At 71.8% G+C, this 18,236-nt stretch carries 15 protein-coding genes; 9 read left to right on the forward strand and 6 right to left on the reverse strand.

Annotated features, from left to right (window positions below):
* Positions 1–162: 162 nt before the first annotated feature.
* Positions 163–585: an acyl-CoA thioesterase gene (locus ACNAVT_RS06805; RefSeq protein ID WP_416293873.1), complete on the reverse strand. Its 423-nt coding sequence runs from the start codon at positions 583–585 to the stop codon at positions 163–165.
* Between the two features lie 121 nt (positions 586–706).
* On the opposite strand from ACNAVT_RS06805, the gene ACNAVT_RS06810 reads away from it, so the two are divergent.
* Both ACNAVT_RS06810 and ACNAVT_RS06815 read left to right on the forward strand, forming a co-directional pair.
* The gene (locus ACNAVT_RS06810) at positions 707–1,639 is read left to right on the forward strand and encodes an ion transporter (RefSeq protein ID WP_416293874.1); all 933 of its coding nucleotides are present in this window, start codon (positions 707–709) and stop codon (positions 1,637–1,639) included.
* 139 nt (positions 1,640–1,778) lie between these two features.
* Positions 1,779–2,936: a D-alanyl-D-alanine carboxypeptidase family protein gene (locus ACNAVT_RS06815; protein ID WP_416294186.1), complete on the forward strand. Its 1,158-nt coding sequence runs from the start codon at positions 1,779–1,781 to the stop codon at positions 2,934–2,936.
* An 81-nt stretch (positions 2,937–3,017) separates the two neighbouring features.
* On the opposite strand, the gene ACNAVT_RS06820 is transcribed toward ACNAVT_RS06815, so the two are convergent.
* Complete coding sequence (locus ACNAVT_RS06820; RefSeq protein ID WP_416293875.1) at positions 3,018–5,840, reverse strand: M14 family zinc carboxypeptidase; 2,823 nt, start codon at positions 5,838–5,840, stop codon at positions 3,018–3,020.
* 291 nt (positions 5,841–6,131) lie between these two features.
* On the opposite strand from ACNAVT_RS06820, the gene ACNAVT_RS06825 reads away from it, so the two are divergent.
* On the forward strand, positions 6,132–7,313 hold the full coding sequence (locus ACNAVT_RS06825; RefSeq protein WP_416293876.1) for a beta-propeller fold lactonase family protein: 1,182 nt from the start codon (positions 6,132–6,134) through the stop codon (positions 7,311–7,313).
* 33 nt (positions 7,314–7,346) lie between these two features.
* On the opposite strand, the gene ACNAVT_RS06830 is transcribed toward ACNAVT_RS06825, so the two are convergent.
* From ACNAVT_RS06830 to ACNAVT_RS06845, 4 genes are all read right to left on the reverse strand, one after another.
* A complete protein-coding gene (locus tag ACNAVT_RS06830) occupies positions 7,347–8,090 on the reverse strand; it encodes a DUF998 domain-containing protein (protein ID WP_416293878.1) in 744 nt (247 codons plus the stop codon).
* 190 nt (positions 8,091–8,280) lie between these two features.
* The gene (locus ACNAVT_RS06835; RefSeq protein WP_416293879.1) at positions 8,281–9,123 is read right to left on the reverse strand and encodes an alpha-L-fucosidase; all 843 of its coding nucleotides are present in this window, start codon (positions 9,121–9,123) and stop codon (positions 8,281–8,283) included.
* Complete coding sequence (locus tag ACNAVT_RS06840; RefSeq protein ID WP_416293880.1) at positions 9,124–9,348, reverse strand: alpha-L-fucosidase; 225 nt, start codon at positions 9,346–9,348, stop codon at positions 9,124–9,126.
* A 51-nt stretch (positions 9,349–9,399) separates the two neighbouring features.
* Complete coding sequence (locus ACNAVT_RS06845; RefSeq protein ID WP_416293882.1) at positions 9,400–10,245, reverse strand: SAM-dependent methyltransferase; 846 nt, start codon at positions 10,243–10,245, stop codon at positions 9,400–9,402.
* A 274-nt stretch (positions 10,246–10,519) separates the two neighbouring features.
* On the opposite strand from ACNAVT_RS06845, the gene ACNAVT_RS06850 reads away from it, so the two are divergent.
* The 6 genes from ACNAVT_RS06850 (at position 10,520) to shc (ending at position 18,214) form a co-directional block, all read left to right on the forward strand.
* A complete protein-coding gene (locus ACNAVT_RS06850) occupies positions 10,520–11,890 on the forward strand; it encodes an MFS transporter (RefSeq protein WP_416293883.1) in 1,371 nt (456 codons plus the stop codon).
* Positions 11,891–12,173: 283 nt separating this feature from the next.
* Entirely contained in the window at positions 12,174–13,031 is an 858-nt protein-coding gene (hpnC, locus tag ACNAVT_RS06855; protein WP_416293884.1) for a squalene synthase HpnC, read from the forward strand.
* On the forward strand, positions 13,028–13,897 hold the full coding sequence (hpnD, locus tag ACNAVT_RS06860) for a presqualene diphosphate synthase HpnD (protein WP_416293886.1): 870 nt from the start codon (positions 13,028–13,030) through the stop codon (positions 13,895–13,897). Before hpnC ends, hpnD begins: the two co-directional genes overlap by 4 nt.
* A gap of 8 nt (positions 13,898–13,905) precedes the next feature.
* Positions 13,906–15,258 (forward strand): hydroxysqualene dehydroxylase HpnE, encoded by a 1,353-nt coding sequence (hpnE, locus tag ACNAVT_RS06865; RefSeq protein ID WP_416293887.1) that lies wholly within the window; start codon positions 13,906–13,908, stop codon positions 15,256–15,258.
* The gene (locus ACNAVT_RS06870; protein WP_416293889.1) at positions 15,255–16,262 is read left to right on the forward strand and encodes a polyprenyl synthetase family protein; all 1,008 of its coding nucleotides are present in this window, start codon (positions 15,255–15,257) and stop codon (positions 16,260–16,262) included. The genes hpnE and ACNAVT_RS06870 overlap by 4 nt, the downstream gene beginning before the upstream one ends.
* Positions 16,262–18,214 (forward strand): squalene--hopene cyclase, encoded by a 1,953-nt coding sequence (shc, locus tag ACNAVT_RS06875; RefSeq protein ID WP_416293891.1) that lies wholly within the window; start codon positions 16,262–16,264, stop codon positions 18,212–18,214. The genes ACNAVT_RS06870 and shc overlap by 1 nt, the downstream gene beginning before the upstream one ends.
* The last annotated feature ends 22 nt before the right edge of the window (positions 18,215–18,236 follow it).

Here is an 18,236-nt window from a genome sequence, read left to right on the forward strand (position 1 = left end):
GCCGAGCCCGGAGGCGGCCGTAAGTGCACGCCGTTCCTAGGTGACGACGGCACTCCCCGAACCGGGTGAGCCGGCAGCAGCCCCGGCGCGGACGGGAGCCCGCTCCACCGCACGCCCGTCGAGCCTTGACGAGCTGTGGCGTCAGGGCTGCGCCGGCCGGTCTCAGAGGTTGAGCGGCCGCGGGTCGGTGGCCAGTTCCCGGAACCGCTCGCGCGGGTCGGGCACCAGCCGCCGGGCGGACAGGTCGAGCAGTCCACCCACCCCGGTCAGCGTCGCTACCTGGCCGCCGTCCGGGCGGGTGTAGTTCTGGTCGAGGCGGAAGGTCTTGCGCTCGCTCCATCGGAACTCGCAGGACACGTCCACTTGATCCCCACCGCGCAGCTCGCTCAAGTAGCGGAGGGTGACCTCCAGGGCCACCGGTCCCACTCCGGTGGCGATGAGCCGGTCCTGGGAGATGCCGGCGGCGCGGAGGCACTCCCACCGGGCGTGCTCGGCGTACTGGAGATAGACGGCCTGGTTCAGGTGGCCCTGGGTGTCGAGCTCGTACCCGCGGACGGTGATACGCACCCGGAACGGATCTCCCATGCGCCGGAGCATAGGCGGCGACCGCTTAGGCTGTCGGCATGGATCTCCGGCCCTCGCTCGCGATTCGGTCCGTGGTGAACAGCGGAGCTGCGGACGCGTGGGCACGGTGAGCCGGCCTTCGGTGCCCGAGCAGCGAGGCGATGCCCGGCCTGCTCCCTCCGCCGAGCCAACCGGTCTGGCAGCACACTGTGCCCGAATCGCGAGGTCGCGCCCGTTCGAGATCGCCATCGTCGTGCTCATCATGGTCAACGGAGTGCTGCTCGGCCTCGAGACCTATCCGCGCCTCGGATCGCTGGGCCAGGTCCTGCGCGGGCTGGAGTGGGTCTTCCGGTTGGTCTTCGTCGTCGAGATCGCGATCCGGCTGCTGGCGTACGGTCGCCGACCGCAGGACTTCTTCCGGCACGGTTGGAACGTCTTCGACCTTCTGGTGATCATGGCGGTCTTCATTCCGGGCCTGCACGGTGACACCACGGTGCTGCGATTCCTGCGGGTTGCCCGGGTGCTGCGGCTGGTGCGGTTCTCGCCAGGGTTGCGCACCATCGTGGCCGCGTTGTGGCGCAGCCTGCCCGGTGTCGCGGCCTTCCTCGCGTTGGCCGCGGTCACCCTCTACGTGTACGGCATGGCCGGGTGGTTGATCTTCGGCGATCGGTTTCCGGAGCAGTACGGAGACATCGGCCGGTCCCTGCTGACCTTGTTCGTGCTGCTGTCGTTGGAGACCCTGCCGGACCTCATCGAGCAGGGCATGACGGTGTCGCCCTGGACGCTGCTCTACTACATCAGCTTCGTGATGATCACGGTCAACCTGCTGCTGAACATCCTGATCGCGGTCATCGTGAACTCGATGGAGGAGGCTCGCCGGCTGGAGATGACCGAGCGGCTGGCGCCCGACTACGACGAGGACGGCGACGGCGTGCCCGACGAGCTGGACCGGATCGCTCTCAGCCAGCGGTTGGACGATCTGCGAGCGGTCATCGGCGAGTTGGAGCGGGAGCTGCGGATCGACCGCGACGACACCTACGCCCGATCGCGCCAGTCCCAGGCCGGCGACCGCTGACGAGGTCGGGCTGCCGGAGGTCCGGTCCCGCCCACGTCACCGCGGAGTGCTTTCTCCAATCGGACCGCGTCCACCCCGCCGAGGATTACCGTACGTTAACGTGACAGCCTTTCGCATCACGCTCGGTGCCATCCTGGCCATGCCCGCTGTGGTGATCGTGCCTGCGACGCGGGCGGCAGCCGCGCCCTACGTGCCATGCCCGGCAGTGAAGCCGCCGGTGCCCCCGCCCACCGCATCGGCTCCGCCGCCGGTCGATCCCGGACAGGCAGCGGTCGGGGGAGACGCGCTGGCGACGGCGGGAGTGACCATTCCGGCGGGCGCGCCGATGGCGCCGGCAGTGACCGCCACCTCCTGGCTGGTGGCGGATCTCAACACTGGTGTGGTGCTGGGCGGATGCGGCCCGCACGAGCACCGGACGCCGGCCAGCGTGCAGAAGCTGCTGCTCGCGGCGACCCTGATGCCGCGCCTCGACCCGGCCCAGGTCGTCGAGGTGACCCGGGCGGACCTGCAGGATCTCGATCCGACCAGTTCGCTGATGGGCGTGGTCGAGGGGGGACACTACTCGATCGAGAGCCTGTGGCTGGGGCTCCTCCTCAAGTCGGGGAACGACGCGGCCAACGTGCTGGCACGCGTCGGTGGCGGCGGCGCCGGCAGGCAGGGCGGCGTGCAGGCGATGAACGACGAGGCGCACCGGCTGCACGCGAACCAGACCCACGCCGCGACGCCCTCCGGCCTGGACGGCCCGGGCCAGTACACCAGCGCGTACGACCTGGCGCTGATCGCGCGGGCCGCCTTCGATCGCGAGGACTTCCGGCGATACATCGCCACCAGGGTGGCGCAAATACCGGCAGGGCCGGGTACGCCGGGGTTCGAGATCACGCACGACCTCACGCTGCTGGACCGCTACCCCGGGACACTCGGCGGCAAGACGGGCTTCACCGATCTGGCTCGGCAGACGTACGTCGGGGTGGCCGAACGCGACGGCCGGCGGCTCGCGGTGACCCTGCTCGGCGCGGAGACCGCGCCGCTGGGCAGTCTCGGCGAGGCGACAGCCCTGCTCAACTGGGGCTTCGCCCTTCCTCCCAACGCGTCCGTCGGCAACCTCGTCACACCCGATGAGAAGAAGGACGACCATTCCGTGGCCGCCGTCAGGGGCGAGCGCAAGGATCCGGCCGGGGAGTCGTCGTTCCCGCTGTGGACCGGCCTCGGCCTGGGTGCTGCGGTCGTACTGGCCGTCCTGGTCCTGGTGACACCCTGGCGGCGCATGGGGGCGCGACGACGAGCGGGCCAACGCTAGCGCGCTGAGGGGTGGGGAGCGGGACGGATGCCGGGGCCCGGCCGGCCCAGGAGGCAGGCCGGCCGGACCTCGGTCGGTGGGTCAGCCCACCACGGACCGCAGCGGGATCTGCGCATCCCGCAGGGCCTGCACCATGTCACGCAGGAACGGGTGCTCGTCGGCCTGGAGACCGTCCGGGTTCGGGATCACCAGGTAGCCGGAGGAGGCGGCCTCGGACACCCGCGCGGTGTCGGTGAAGCCGGCCACGACCTGCTGGGTACGGGCCAGATCGCCGGCCGCCACCTCGATGGTGATCGGTCGCCACTCGCCGCCCAGGTTCTCCGGCGCCGGGGCGGCGGCCGCGGCGGCGCGGGCCGGGTCGATCCCGAGCGCGCGCTGCGGCGCGAGGGTGCGCGCTGCCGGGGCGGCGGCCGCCGGGTAGAGCAGCGCGTTGGCCACCAGGTGCAGACCGTTCTCGTTGTACGCCCGGAAGAGCGGGTTGAACGCGAACAGTACTGCCCGGCCGGCACCGGTCGGCTCGTCCACGACCGCGACCGTCCCCTTCAGCGCGTCCGCACGGACGGTGTAGCCGTTGGACCAGAAGGTGTCGTCCGACGGGTAGCTGAGCACGTTCGTGCCGGTGGTGCTCGCCGTCAGGATCGAGTCGTTGTTGTTGAACTCGAAGTCCTCCGAAGGGCGCCCCAGCGCGACCGGGCTGCTGCCGTCGACGTCGACCCGCAGGTGCGAACCGATCATCCGGTAGTCGGCCGGCTTCGTCTTCTCGGTGGTGGAGGTGAGACCGGCGGCCCGAGCCATCCGGGTGCCCTCGTTGCGCAGGCCGAGGTAGGTGTGGCCCTGGGCGATCCAGTTCCGCAGGTTGGCCTGTCCGGCGGCGGTGAGGCCGCCGTTCGAGCTGCTGCCGTCCGGCACGAGCAGCACGGTGCGCTCGGTGAACGCCGGCGTGTTGCTGTTGATGTCGGCGGTCGTCACCGGCTTCAGGTCGAGGCCCCACCGCTTGCCGAGCACGTACCGGGCCTCGCCGTAGGAGCCGGAGGTGGTGGTGATGCCGGTGCCCTGGAACAGCCCGACATCCGGCAGGTCCACCGGCGTCCCGCTGGCCGCCGCGCCGTTCGGCGTCAGGGTGACCCCGAGCGACCTGGCAAGCCCGTCGATCTTCGCGGTCAGGCTCTTCGCGGGGAAGCCCACTACGCTGGTGTCGAGGTCACGCACGAGCGGCACGCCCTGGCCGAGCAGCCGGAAGGTGAGTTCGGCGGCCGCCGCCGAGTCCAGCGGGTACGCGTACGAGCCCTTCGCCCCCGCCGCCGAGGTCTTACCGCCGGAGATCTGCCGGACGAGCTGGGCCTGGGGCCGCACCTCGTCGCCGGTGTAGATCGTGTTCACACCCATCAGCAGCGGGTTGCTCCAGGAGGACACGTCGTAGAAGTAGGGGAACGGGACGTACGGGTCCTCACCCATGATCGCCTGGATCCAGTGCTTCTGCGGCTGGTCCATCGGGATCCAGTACGCGCCCACCGGCACCGTGAAGTCGGTCGCGGTGCGCCCGCCGAAGATCCGGGCGTTGGGCACCGTCGTCGGCTTTGTCACCTCGTACACCTCGACGTCCATCCGGCGCAGCCGCTCGACCAGCTGGCGCACGTCGGCGAGCTGACGGTCGGGGAGCAGGAAGTACGACCTGACCTTGAGGTCCGGCACCGAGAACTGGACCGTGTTGGTGGGCTGGACCACCTCGTTCGGCTCCAGCGTGCCGGCCCTGCCCTCGGCGAGCGCGTCCGTCCAGATCTTGAAGTAGCTGCTCAGCACCTCGTGCTTGTTCGCGGCGGCCCAGCCGAGGGTCGACCACTGCGTGTTGAACTGCTGCTGGACCCGGTCGGCGACCGCCGACGAGCTGCCCTTCTCGAAGGTCATGCCGGCGGCGCCGAAGCCGGCGGCCGGCACCGTGTCGCCGTAGCCCATGAAGAACAGGTCGTACGTCGAGTAGTTGAAGTAGCACTCGGTGGTGACGGCCCCGCCGCAGGCGCCGTTGTAGCCGAAGCCGGCCTTGTTGGCCTCGCCGATCCGGTTGATCCAGTCGACGTTCTCGCTGGAGATCTCGTGGTGGATCGGGTCGGCGTTGGGCGGGAAGAAGTACTGCCGGCCACCCATCTCGTGCGCGTCGATGAAGACCTGCGGCGGGTACTGGCGCAGGAGTTCGATCTTGCCGTCGGTCTCCTGCTGGGTACGGGCGAACCAGTCCCGGTTCATGTCGAAGCCGAACTCGTTCTGCCGACGGCTGGCGTCGCGGCCGTCCGGGTTCTGCGTCGGCACGATGACGGTGACCAGGTTGTCGTTGCGCTCGGCGACCGCACAGGACAGGCCGGAGGCCAGTTCGTACAGGGTCTTGAGGGCGGCGTCCGTGCCGCTCTTCTCGCCGCCGTGCACGTTGGCGGTCACCCAGACGATGGCCGGGCTGTCGGTAGCGGTCCCGGCGGCCTTGTGTGCCGTGGTCCGGCGCGGGTCGCGCAGGTCGCGAATGTCCCTGGCGATCTGCTGCAGGGTGCCCTGCTGGACGTGCCGCTCGTTCGAGACGATGGCGTACGGCAGCGGCTGGCCGAGCTCACTGGTCGCCATGACGCCGGTGACCACGCGGTCGGAGGCGTCGTCGACGGCCTTCAGGTAGCCGCGGACCTCGTCGTTGGTGACGACCCGCTCCTGGCCGACGCCGAGGGGGAAGCCGAGCACCGACTCGGGGCTGGGCACGGTGGACAGTCGGGCCGAGGAATCGTTGCTGCAGGTGGGGGTCGGGGCGGCGGCGCCGGCCGGGGAGACGCCCGTAAGGGGCGCCGTACCGGCCAGGAGGAGGATCGCGGCGGCGCCTGCCAGCCGTTTCGTGATGACCGTTCCGGGTGGTTGCTTCGACTGAGGCATGTCGGTACCTGTTTCCGGTGGGAATTGCGTCACGGAGACCGGAGCCTATGGCCAGCACTTTCTCGTGGTCAAGATTCATTCGCAGGAATTGCGCGCCGGACAGAGCTACAAATCGACGCGTATTTTGCCCCGTTGTGCTCCGTCAGCCGGCGGCGGAACTCGTCCGGCAAGGACGGTGCGGCAGCGGCCGGGATCGGATGACCTGGAGACCGTCATTCGGCCGGGTGGATCATCGGCTGGCTTCCGCCGAACCGGCTGATCGGCAACAACGCGACAATTAGGATCCCGAGGGTGGCGACCTGGCGGCGGATCGGGCCCCTGGCAGGGGCGGTACTGCTCCTCGGCGCGGCCTGCACCACCGCCGACGCGGACCGGCAGCGGCCGCATGCGACGACGCCGCCGGGAACGGCGTCGGCGGCGCCGTTCGGGCCATTGGTCGCGGGGATGCCCGGGTACGCGGCACCCGGCAACGTGTACGCGGGGGCGGGGCCGAACATGCTGGCCGAGCCGGTACGGGACGACAAGGCGCTGGTCTACGTGCCGAACACCAAGAGCAACGACGTGTCGGTCATCGACCCGACCACCTACAAGGTCGTGGGCACGTTCCCGGGCGGCCCCGAGCCGCAGCACGTCGTGCCGTCGTACGACCTGCGCACGCTGTACGTCGCCTCCAGCAAGATCCCCGACGGAGGGCTCGTGCCGGTCGACCCGCGGACCGGCAAGCCCGGCGCGTTCCGAAAGCTGGAGGACGTCTACAACCTCTACTTCACCCCGGACGGCCGGCAGGCCATCGTGGTCGCCGAGGCCTACCAGCGGCTGGACTTCTACGACCTGGCCGACTGGCGGCGGGTGCGCTCGGTGCGGTTTCCCGAGTGCAAGGGCGTGAACCACATGGACTACTCCGCCGACGGCAAGATCATGATGTTCAGTTGCGAGTTCGCCAACCGGATGCTCGTGCTGGACACGGCCAGCCTGCGCAAGCTGCGCCAGTTCACCCTGACCGAGACCGCCGACGGGATGCCGCAGGACACCCGCCTCACCCCGGACGGGCAACACTTCCTGGTCGCCGACATGCACGCCAACGGCGTCTATGTCTTCGACGCGCAGGCGACCCGGCAGACCGGCTTCATCCCCACCGGAAAGGGCGCCCACGGCATCTACTTCAGCCGCGACGGCAAGCTCGCCTACGTCACCAACCGGGACGCCGGCAGCATCAGCGTGCTCGACCTGACCACCCTGAAACCCACCACCACCTGGAAGATCCCCGGCGGCGGCAGCCCCGACATGGGTGGCCTGTCCGCCGACGGCACCGCGCTGTGGTTGTCCGGCCGCTATCACAACGAGGTCTACGTCATCCGTACTCGGGACGGGAAACTACTCGCCCGTATTCCGGTCGGCAGCGGTCCGCACGGGTTGACCATCTGGCCCCAGCCGGGCCGCTACTCCCTCGGCCACACCGCCAACATCCGCTAGATCGAAGGTTGACGGTGTGATGGGCCGGTCCGGTCAACGGCTGGCAGGCTCGTCGGTCGGGTTCGGTGTGCCCGTGGTCGAATCATGGATCGGTCCACCGCCGGGCGGACCGCCCTCAAGCTGCTCGTCGCTGAACAGCGCTTCGCTCTTGACCAGCCAGGCGGTGCCGAAGGCGAACACCGCGAGCGCCTCGCACCAGAACAGTGGCTTGAGGGTGCCCTGGGTGGACTGGGGTAGCGCGTTGCTCGCCACGGCGAGCGCGATGGCGCCGAGGATGACTCCCCCGCAGGCGTGGTAGATGCGGTTACGAACCCGCGTCCGCGGTGTCGTCGGCACGGTCGCCCAATCGGGCATGGGGAAAAGGAAGATGCAGAAGACGGCCAGCAGCAGGAACAGCGCCGTGGCCGAGATCAGATGCACCCGCCCGATCATGATGTCGGTGGGAGAGAGCGCGCCGGCCGGAACGCCGGTCGCGGTCGGGAACAACGCCACCGCGATCGCCAGCAGACCGGCGACCGTGCTCAGTACGTCGTCGAGCCGGCGATAGCGGTAGCAGATGAGGAAGACGCCGATGGCGCACATGCCACCGACGAAGACGTTGCGCATGTCGGTGTAGTAGGAGCCGCTGATCGAGCTGAGCAGGATGAACCTGCCGGTGAGCAGCGCGTTACCGACCGTCAGGACGATCGGCAGCGCGATGCCGACCACACCGATGCCGAGGCGCAGACGCCGAACCGTCAGGGCGTCCTGCGGCGGCTTGCCGGGCGAGGAGTCCATGTTCTCTCCCAGGGCCGGCGGCGGGCCGGCCGGGAGAGTCGGACCGACGTCGACTGCTGCACTCAGTGGAGACCCGACGACGCTCAGTTGTCAATCCTCCCTTTTCGCTGCAGGGGCACGTGTGGTGCCCGCCGGCCGGCGACGCCACATTCGCTGCCTCCGCTCGGCGGGCGACCCTGACGCAACGGCGTCAGCCGTGCCCGTTGCCTCGGTGGAGGTCCAGCTCGCCGTCCAGCTCGACGGCGAGCACGGTGGCGTGCTCGTCGAGCGCGGCGGGGGCGTCGATGTAGAGCACGGGCACGTCGGCGAAGCCACCCACCACGCGGTGCGCCAGCTCCGCGCCGGTGCCCAGCACACAGACCCGGCGTACGGTGCTGCGCAGGCCCCGCACCGCGACGAACTCGCGTGGCGCGTCGAAGCAGATCAGGTACACCACCCTGCGGTCCGCGGAGATCGTGGACGGGCCGTAGTGGTGCCCGGGCGGCAGCCCGGCCCGGGTGCCGTAGACAGCGTTCCGGTTACGTCCGATCCAGGCGCCCAGCCCGAGCAGCCGATCGGCCTGTTCGGGCGTGATGGTGCCGTCCGCGGTCGGCCCGACATCGAGCAGCAGGTTGCCACCCGCGCCGATCACCTCGGTGAAGGTTCGCATGAGCTGCCGCACCGACTTGTGGTGGTGGTCCTGCGGCTGGTGGCCCCACGAGTCGTTGACCGTCAGGCACAGCTCCCAGGGGCCGTCCGGCGCGGTGATGGGGAGACCCTGCTCGGGCGTGGCGTAGTCGCCGAAGCCGGTCAGCCGGCCGTTGAGGACGGTGTGCGGTGAGCGGGCCCGGATCTGCTCGCCGAGTTCGGCGAACCACCACTGGCTCTCGTCGCGCTCCCACTGCCCGTCGAACCACAGCAGATCGGGCTCGAACCGGTCGAGCAGCTCGCCGACCTGCGCCCCGGTGAAACACCAGGAACCGTTCCCAGCGCCCAGGGTCCTCGCGGCCCGGTGGGGCGTACGCCAGCGGGTTGTCCGAGTTGGCGTCGACAATCAGGCCCCGAACGCTGGCGTAGTCCGGATGGGACCAGTCCGCGTGGGAGAAGTAGAGGCCGACCTTGAGCCCGCGGTGAAGCCGTCGAGCTGCCGCAGGTAGTCCTCCGGCGAGATGTCGCCCTGGAACATCGACCACGACTCGGTGATCCCGTTGACGGCATAGCTGCCCCAGTGCACGAAGATGCCGAGCTTGGCGTCGGAGAACCAGGATTGCAGGGGCATGACGGTTGGTGCTCCGGTCCGTCGTCCAGGGGGCCGTCCGCGTCCGTCGGCTCAGGGCTTTCGCGCGACTGCCCCGTACATGGATGCCTGGGCGGCCGGCAGCCGCTGCTCCGCAGGAGTGTCGGGGTGCCACTCGGTGATCGGGCTGATGCCGGGCGGCACGAGCTCCAGGCCGTCGAAGAAGGTGGCGAACTCGTCCCTGGTCCGGAACGCCATGTCGATCATGCTGGTCGTCGTGACCGGCGCCGCGGTGGCGGCGACCTCCCTGGGCACCAGGTCGGTGGTCGCATGGGAGATCACCAGGTAGCTGCCCGACGGGAGAGCCTCGAGAAGCCGACCGGTGATCCCGTAGGGGTCGTCGGCGTCGGTGAGGAAGTGCAGCATCGCCACGAGCATCAGCCCGACCGGACGGTCGAAGTCGATCGTGGCGCGGATGTCGGGGTGGCTGAGAATCCGCTCCGGGTCACGCAGGTCCGCGTCGACGTACGCGGTGGAGCCCGCCGGTGAGCTGGTCAAGAGGGCACGTGCGTGCGCCAGCACGATCGGGTCGTTGTCGACATACGCGACCCGCGACTCCGGGGCGATCCCCTGGGCGACCTCGTGCATGTTGGGGCTGGTCGGGATGCCCGTCCCGATGTCGAGGAACTGCCGGATGCCGGCAGCCTCGGCCAGATACCGGGTGGCCCGCTGCATGAAGCGGCGGTTCTCGATCACCGTGGTCCGGATCGCCGGGTACGCGGCGGCGACCGCGTCGCCGGACTGCCGGTCCGCCGCGAAGTTGTCCTTACCGCCGAGCCAGTAGTCGTAGCGGCGGGCGGGATGCGGCACGGACGGATCGATGCGCGCCGACGGCGACTGCTCCGGCACCGGCCGTACCTCCGACGTGGTATCCGCCATCGCGGCCTCCCTGTCCGTATCGGGCATGCATCGGGATCCTAACCGGAGGATCCGTCATCGGAGGTCCCGCTGGGGTCGTCGTCGATCCCGCTCCCTGATTGTGCCGTGAGCGCCTCGCCGTTGCGGCAGAGTCGGGGAACAGGGCACCGACCGGTGTCCGACGACGGCGGGTCGGGCGGCGATGGCCAGTTCGGGCGGGCGGGGCCAGCACGGCCACCGCCCTGGCGCACGGCTGACCGGCGGGCTCCCGGCCCGGCCGGGGATGCGCCGTGTCGTGCTCCTGCTCGCCATGGTGCTCGCGCTGAACGGCGCGGACATCGGCACGATCGGTGCGGCGGCCGTGCAGCTGGAGGCGGGGCTGGGCATCGGCCAAGCCCAGCTCGGCCTGCTGGCCACGGCGTCGTCGGGAGTGGGTGTCCTGGCCTGCGTGCCGCTGGGTGTCCTCGCCGACCGGACCAACCGGGTACGCCTGCTCGTGATCACCGTCGCGGTGTGGGCGGCCGCCATGATCGCCGGCGGTCTGGCGCCCGACTACCGGTGGCTGCTCGCATCCCGGCTGCTGCTCGGCGCCGGGGTGGCCGCAGCCGGCCCGGTGGTGGTCTCCCTGACCGGGGACTTCATCCCACCGGCCGAGCGCGCGACCGTCCTCGGTTGGATTCTCACCGGCGAGATCATCGGTGCCGGCATCGGTCTGCTGGTCGGCGACGAGGTGGCCGCGGCGCTCTCCTGGCGGGCCGCGTTCTTCCTGCTCGGGGGGGTCAGCGCGGGGCTGGCGTGGGCACTGTGGCGACTGCTGCCCGAGCCTGCCCGGGGCGGTGCGGACTGGCCCTCCCGGCAGCAGGGCGGATCGGGGCAGGGGCAGCAGGGCCCGGGGCGCCAGGCAGCCGACCGCGCGCAGGCGGCGGTCTCCACTCACGGCATAGAGCCGGTCCCGGACCGGGTGCTGCGGGAGGATCCGAACCGGTGGTCGCTCGCGCGAGCCGTGATCTACCTGCTGTCGATCCCCACCAACCGGGTGTTGATCGTGGCTTCGGCGACAGGATATTTCTTCTCCGCGGGTCTGCGCACCTTCGTCGTCGTCTTCGCGGTCCGGCACTTCGGGATCTCGCAGATGGCGCTCGCCGGTCCGCTGCTGGTGATCGGGGTGGCGGCGCTCGCCGGTGTGGCACTGTCCGGCCGGCTCGCCGACCGGGCGCTGGCCCGGGGCCACCTCGGCGTCCGGATCCTCGTCCCGGCGGCCGGCTACGTCGCCGCGGCGATCTTCTTCGTCCCCGGGGTGTGGCTGCCCTCGTTGGTCGCGGCGCTGCCGCTGATCGCGCTCGGGGCGGCCGCGCTGGCGGCTGCCAACCCGCCGCTGGACGCGGCCCGGCTGGACATCGTCCCCGGCCAGTTGTGGGGGCGGGCGGAGAGCGTACGGACGGTCCTGCGGCTCGTGGCCGAGGCCGCCGCACCGGCCACCTTCGGGTGGCTGGCCGACCGGTTCGGGGGTGCGGCGGGGCAGGCCGACGGCGTCGGCCTGCGCGACACGTTCCTGATCATGCTCGTTCCGTTGCTGGCCAACGGCCTCATCCTGGTTGCCGCCCGGCGCACCTACCCGGTCGACGTGGCTACGGCGGCCGCGTCGCAGCGACCGGGAACCACATGAGCCAGGACACTCACGGGCGCGCGCGGCTCGGACGATTTGGCGCGAATCAAGGAATTGGCACCGATCTGCATGGTTAAGGTGAATTCCAGCGGGTTCCGGGGGCGTGGCTCCCGGCGCCACCCGCGCCGCCCATCGCCGCGCGCGGTCCTGCACAGATCGCTCCAGCCCCGCCACGAGCGGGACGCCCTACGACACCGGCGAACCTGCGTTTCGCACCCGGCTGACCGCACTGCCCGGACGGGCAGACACCGTCGGCCCTGTGCCCGGCCAGGAAGGAATGCTGATGAGCCAACGCACGGCTGTCACGGCGGTACGCCGGGTCGAGCAGGCCCGGTCGCAGGAGAACTTTCCGGTCGCGCTGCGGATCCTGCCCGGCCGGTACCGGCGCCACCTGCTCGCGGTCTACGCCTACGCCCGCCAGGTCGACGATCTGGGGGACGAACCCCTGCCCGGCCCGACCGACCGGCTCGCCGCTCTCGACGCCATCGAGGCCGACCTGCGGTCCCTCTACGCCGACCGCGAGGTGACCCACCCGGTGGTGAGCGCCCTCGCCCCCACCGTGGCCGAGTGCCGGCTGCCCCTCGACGCGCTCGTCCGGTTGATCGAGGCGAACCGGGTCGACCAGCGGGTGACCCGGTACGCCACCTTCGACCAGCTGGTCGACTACTGCACCCTGTCGGCCAATCCGGTCGGCGAACTGGTCCTGCACGTCTTCGGGCAGGCCGGACAGGCGAGGATCGCCCTGTCCGACCGGGTCTGCACGGCGTTGCAGCTCGTCGAGCACCTGCAGGACGTGGCCGAGGATCACCGCCGCGACCGGATCTACCTGCCGGCAGAGGACATGGGCCGGTTCGACGTCACCGAGGCCGACCTCGCCCGCCCCACCGCCAGCCGTCAGCTCCGGGACCTGATCGAGTTCGAGGCGGAGCGGGCTCGAGCATGGCTCGACGCCGGCGCCACGCTCGTCGCGGGCCTGCACGGCTGGGCCCGGCTCGCGGTCAGCGGCTACCTGGCCGGCGGCCGGGCCACCCTCGACGCGTTGGCGGCGGCCGACCACGACCCGTTGCGGGCCACGGTCCGCCCCGAGGGCAAGCGCATCCTGCACCGCTGGCTGACCGCCGCCGTGAGGAGCGCCGGATGACCACGATCGGCGACATCGACACGGCCTACCGGCGCTGCGAGCAGATCACCCGCAGCCAGGCCGCCAACTTCGCGTACGGCATCCGGCTGCTGCCGCCGCTGAAACGCCGCGCCCTGTCGGCCATCTACGCCACGGCCCGACGCATCGACGACATCGGCGACGGCACCATGCCGCCCGACGAGAAGCTGGACCACCTCGCGCGGACCCGGGCGGCGCTGCACCTGCTGCCCGATGACGACGACGGCGATCCGGTGCTCACTGCCCTCGCCGACGCCGCGGTCCGGATGCCGATCCCGCTGGCGGCCTTCGACGAACTCATCGACGGGTGCGCCGCCGACGTGACCGGCCGCCGGTACGACACCTTCGACGACCTGCACTGGTACTGCCGCTGCGTGGCCGGCTCGATCGGCCGGCTCTCCCTCGGGGTTTTCGGCACCGCCGACCCGGGCCGGGCTCAACCGCTGGCCGACGCGCTGGGCGTGGCGTTGCAACTGACCAACATCCTGCGTGACCTGGTCGAGGACCGGGTCGACGGGCGGATCTACCTGCCGGCCGAGGACCTGGACCGGTTCGGCTGCACCCTGCGGCTGGACGGCGCCCGGTTCGTCGACCCTCCCGAGCGGCTGTCCGAGCTCGTACGCTTCCAGGCGCGTCGGGCCGCGCAGTGGTACGACACCGGGCTGCGGCTGCTGCCCCTGTTGGACCGGCGCAGCGCGGCCTGCACGGCCGCGATGGCCGGCATCTACCGCCGACTGCTCGCCCGGATCGCGGCGGACCCGCTGGCGGTCACCCGCAGCCGGGTGTCTCTGCCCGGGCGGGAGAAGGCGTGGGTGGCCGCGCGCGCGCTCGTCGGACGCTCCGTATGAGCGCCCCCGTGCCTGGCGGAGCCGGCAACGTGTGCGTCATCGGGGGCGGCCTGGCCGGCATCGCTGCGGCGGTCCGGCTCGCCGACCAGGGACTGGCGGTGACGCTGCTGGAAAGCCGAGCCGAGCTCGGCGGAGCCACCTACTCCTTCCGCCGTGACGGGTTGGCCGTGGACACCGGTCAACACGTCTTCCTCCGCTGCTACCACGCCTACCGCGGGCTGCTCGACCGGCTCGGCGTCGCCGGCGACGCCGACGTGCAGTCGCGGTTCGCGGTGCCGGTGCTGGTCCCCGGACGGGCCCCGCACCTGCTGGCCCGCCGCCGGCTACCGGCGCCGGCGCATCTGCTGCCCGCGCTGGCCAGCTACCGGCTGCTCGCCCCCGCGGAGCGGCTCGCCGCCGTGCGAGCCGCCGCCGCGCTGCGGCACGTGGACCCCGACCTGCCCGAAACCGACGACCGCAGCTTCGGCGACTGGCTCGCCGACCACGGCCAGGGCGATCGCGCCGTGCGTCGGCTCTGGGATCTGGTCACCGTGGCCGCCCTGAACCTGCCCAGCGCCCACGCGTCGTTGGCGCTGGCCGCCCGCGTGTTCCGCACCGGACTGCTCGACGCCGCCGACGCCGGCGACATCGGCCGTCCGATGGTCCCGCTGATCGACCTGCACGCGGCCCCGGCCAGGCGGTTGCTGCACCGGCTCGGCGTCCACGTGCAGACCCGGACCCGCGTGCGATGGATCCACCCGGAAACCCGCGGCTTCCGCGTCGGCATGAACGACGGCGAGATCGCCGCGGACGCCGTCGTCCTGGCCGTGCCGCACCAGGTTGCGGCCTCTCTGGTCCCGCCGGTCGCCGCGCCCGGCGCCGGGGACTGGCAGCGACTCGGCGCGGCACCGATCGTCAACGTGCACCTGCGCTACGCCCACCGGGTCACGAAGCTGGCCATGGCCGCGGCCGTGGAGTCTCCGGCACAGTGGATCTTCACTCGTCCGGCCCCGGACGGCGAGCAGCACCTGGTGGTGTCCCTGTCGGCCGCCGACGCCGAGATCGAGCGGCCCGCCGCCGAACTGGTGGCGACCCAACGCGCGGCGCTCGCCGCGCTGTTCCCCGCCGCGCGGCACACCCCGGTACGCGACGCGTTCGTCACCCGGGAACCGCGGGCCACCTTCCGGCAGGCACCCGGCACCCGCGCGTACCGGCCGGCCACGGCCACCCGCCTACCCGGGCTGGTGCTGGCCGGCGCATGGACCGACACGGGCTGGCCGGACACGATGGAGGGCGCGGTGCGCAGCGGCCAGGAGGCCGCGGACGTCGTCGCCCGCCAGCTCGCGTCCCGGCCCCGACACCACACGGAGGCCGCACGATGACCATTGCGCACAGCCACAGCACCAGCCAGATCCAGACCCACGTGGAACCGGCCATCCGGGCGCTGCTGGACCGGCTGGACCCGGGCAACCGGTTGGTCGCCGGCTACCAGATGGGCTACTGGAACGCCGACGGATCATCCGCCGTGTGCCAGGGCAAGGGGCTGCGCCCGGCGCTTGCGCTGCTGTCGGCCCAGGCCGCCGGGGCCGAGCCCGAGGCCGGCGTGCCGGCGGCGGCCGCGGTCGAACTGGCGCACAACTTCTCCCTGCTGCACGACGACGTGATGGACGGTGACACGGAGCGCCGCCATCGGCCCACCGCCTGGACCGTGTTCGGCGTCGGCCGAGCCATCCTCGCCGGAGACGCCCTGATCGGGCTGGCCTACGAGGCCCTCGCCGAGGTTGCCGGCGGCGGCCCGGCGGTGCGGCGGCTCGCCCTGGACGTGCGGTCGCTGATTCGCGGACAGGCCGACGACCTGGCCTTCGAACACCGCGACGACGTCACGCTCGACGAGTGCCTGACCATGGCCGGCGACAAGACCGCCGCCCTGCTGTCCGGCTCGTGCGCGCTCGGGGCGCTGCTCCGCGGCGGCCCCGCCGGGCTGGTCGAGGGGCTGTCCCGATTCGGCTTCCACCTCGGGCTGGCCTTCCAGCTCGTCGACGACCTGCTCGGTATCTGGGGCGATCCCCGGCGCACCGGCAAACCGGTCGGCTCCGATCTGCGCACCCGCAAGCGCACCATCCCCGTCGTGCGAGCGGTGACCGACGGCGGCAGCGCCGGCCGGGCCCTCGCCGAGCTGTACCGGTCGCCGGCGCCGCTGGCCGACGACGACGTGGCCCGGGCCACCGCACTGATCGAGGCGACCGGGGCGCGCGACTGGACGCGACAGCGGGCGGCGCTGGAGACCGAACAGGCCCGGGCGGAACTGGCCGCTCTGGACCTGCCCGACCACGTGCGGCGCGAACTGGCCGACATCGCCACCTTCATCACCGGACGGGATCACTGATGACCGAGCTGCTCTCCTCGAAGCCCACCGGGTCCGTCGTCACGGCCCCACCGGGGGGCGAAGCCCCGTCCGACGCCGCCCGGGAAGCCCTGCGCCGTGCCCGCGACCATCTGCTCGGGCTGCAGGACGACGCCGGCTGGTGGAAGGGGAACCTGGCCAGCAACGTGACCATGGACGCCGAGGACCTCATGCTGCGGCAGTTCCTGGGCATCCGTACCGCCGAACAGACCGTCGAGTCCGCCCGCTGGATCCGGTCCCAGCAGCGGCCCGACGGCTCCTGGGCCACCTTCCACGGCGGCCCGGGGGACCTGTCCACCACGATCGAGGCGTACCTGGCGTTGCGGCTGGCCGGCGACCTGCCCGAGGCGCCGCACATGGCGAGCGCCGCCGCGTTCGTCCGCGACCACGGCGGCCTGGCGGCGAGCCGCGTATTCACCCGCTTCTGGCTGGCCCTGTTCGGGCACTGGCCCTGGTCCCGGCTGCCCGCCGTGCCACCCGAGCTGGTGCTGCTGCCGTCCTGGATGCCGTTCAACATCTACGACTTCGCCTGCTGGGCGCGGCAGACCATCGTCCCGCTGTCGATCGTCCGCGCGCTGCGTCCGGTGCGGGACCTCGGGTTCACCGTCGACGAACTGTGCACCGACGCGGCGCCGCCGCGGCCTCCCCGGCTGCTCTCCCGGCCCGGCGTGCTGCACCGCCTGGACCGGCTGGCCGCCGGTTACGAGCGGATCGCCCGCGGCCCGCTGCGCCGAAACGCGCTGCGCCGGTCCGCCGAGTGGATCGTGGCGCGCCAGGAGGCCGACGGATCCTGGGGTGGGATCCAGCCTCCCTGGGTGTACTCGCTGATGGCGCTGCACCTGCTCGGCTACCCGCTGGACCACCCGGTCCTGCGTGCCGGCCTGGCCGGGCTGGACGGGTTCACGGTGCGCCAGCAGACCGCGGACGGAACCGTGCGCTGGCTGGAGGCGTGCCAGTCACCGGTCTGGGACACCGCCCTCGCCGTCACCGCACTCTCCGACGCCGGGCTGCCGGCCGGGCACCCCGCCCTGACCCGGGCCGGCACCTGGCTGCTCAGCGAGGAGATCCGGGTCCGCGGCGACTGGGCGGTCCGCCGGCCGAACACCCCGGCCGGCGGCTGGGCCTTCGAGTTCGACAACGACGGGTACGCCGACACCGACGACAGTGCCGAGGTGATCCTGGCGTTGCGCCGCACCGACGTTCGGGCCGACGCGGCCGTGCTGCGGGCCACCCGTTGGATGCTCGGCATGCAGTGCCGCGATGGCGGCTGGGCCGCCTTCGACGCCGACAACACCCGCGCGGTCCTCGGTGACCTGCCGTTCTGTGACTTCGGTGAGGTCATCGACCCGCCCAGCGCCGACGTGACCGCGCACATCGTCGAGGCCCTGGCGGCGGAGAACTTCGCCGACACGGTGCCGGTGCGCCGTGGCGTGGCCTGGCTGCTGCGGGCCCAGGAGCCGGACGGTTCGTGGTTCGGCCGGTGGGGAGCCAACCACGTCTACGGCACCGGGGCGGTGGTGCCGGCGCTGGTGGCCGCCGGACTGCGGCCCGGGCACCCGGCGATCCGCCGGGCACTCGACTGGCTGCTCGCGCATCAGAACGCCGACGGCGGGTGGGGCGAGGACCTGCGTTCCTACCGGGATCCGGCCTGGGTCGGGCGCGGCGAGTCCACCGCGTCGCAGACCGCGTGGGCGCTGCTCGCGTTGCACGCCGCCGGCCACGGGGCGGGGGAGGCGGCCACTCGCGGGGTGCGCTGGCTGGTCGCCACCCAGCGCCCGGATGGCGGCTGGGACGAGCCGCAGTACACCGGGACCGGCTTCCCCGGCGACTTCTACATCAACTACGGCCTGTACCGGCTGGTCTTCCCGATCAGCGCCCTCGGCCGGATCCTGAACGCGCGCGCCACCGGCCTCGACGCCGAGGCACTGCCGTGACCGGACCGGCGGACAGCCCGAC

The sequence above is a fragment of the Micromonospora sp. SL4-19 genome (assembly GCF_047921475.1).
In the GTDB taxonomy this organism is placed as follows: domain Bacteria; phylum Actinomycetota; class Actinomycetes; order Mycobacteriales; family Micromonosporaceae; genus Micromonospora.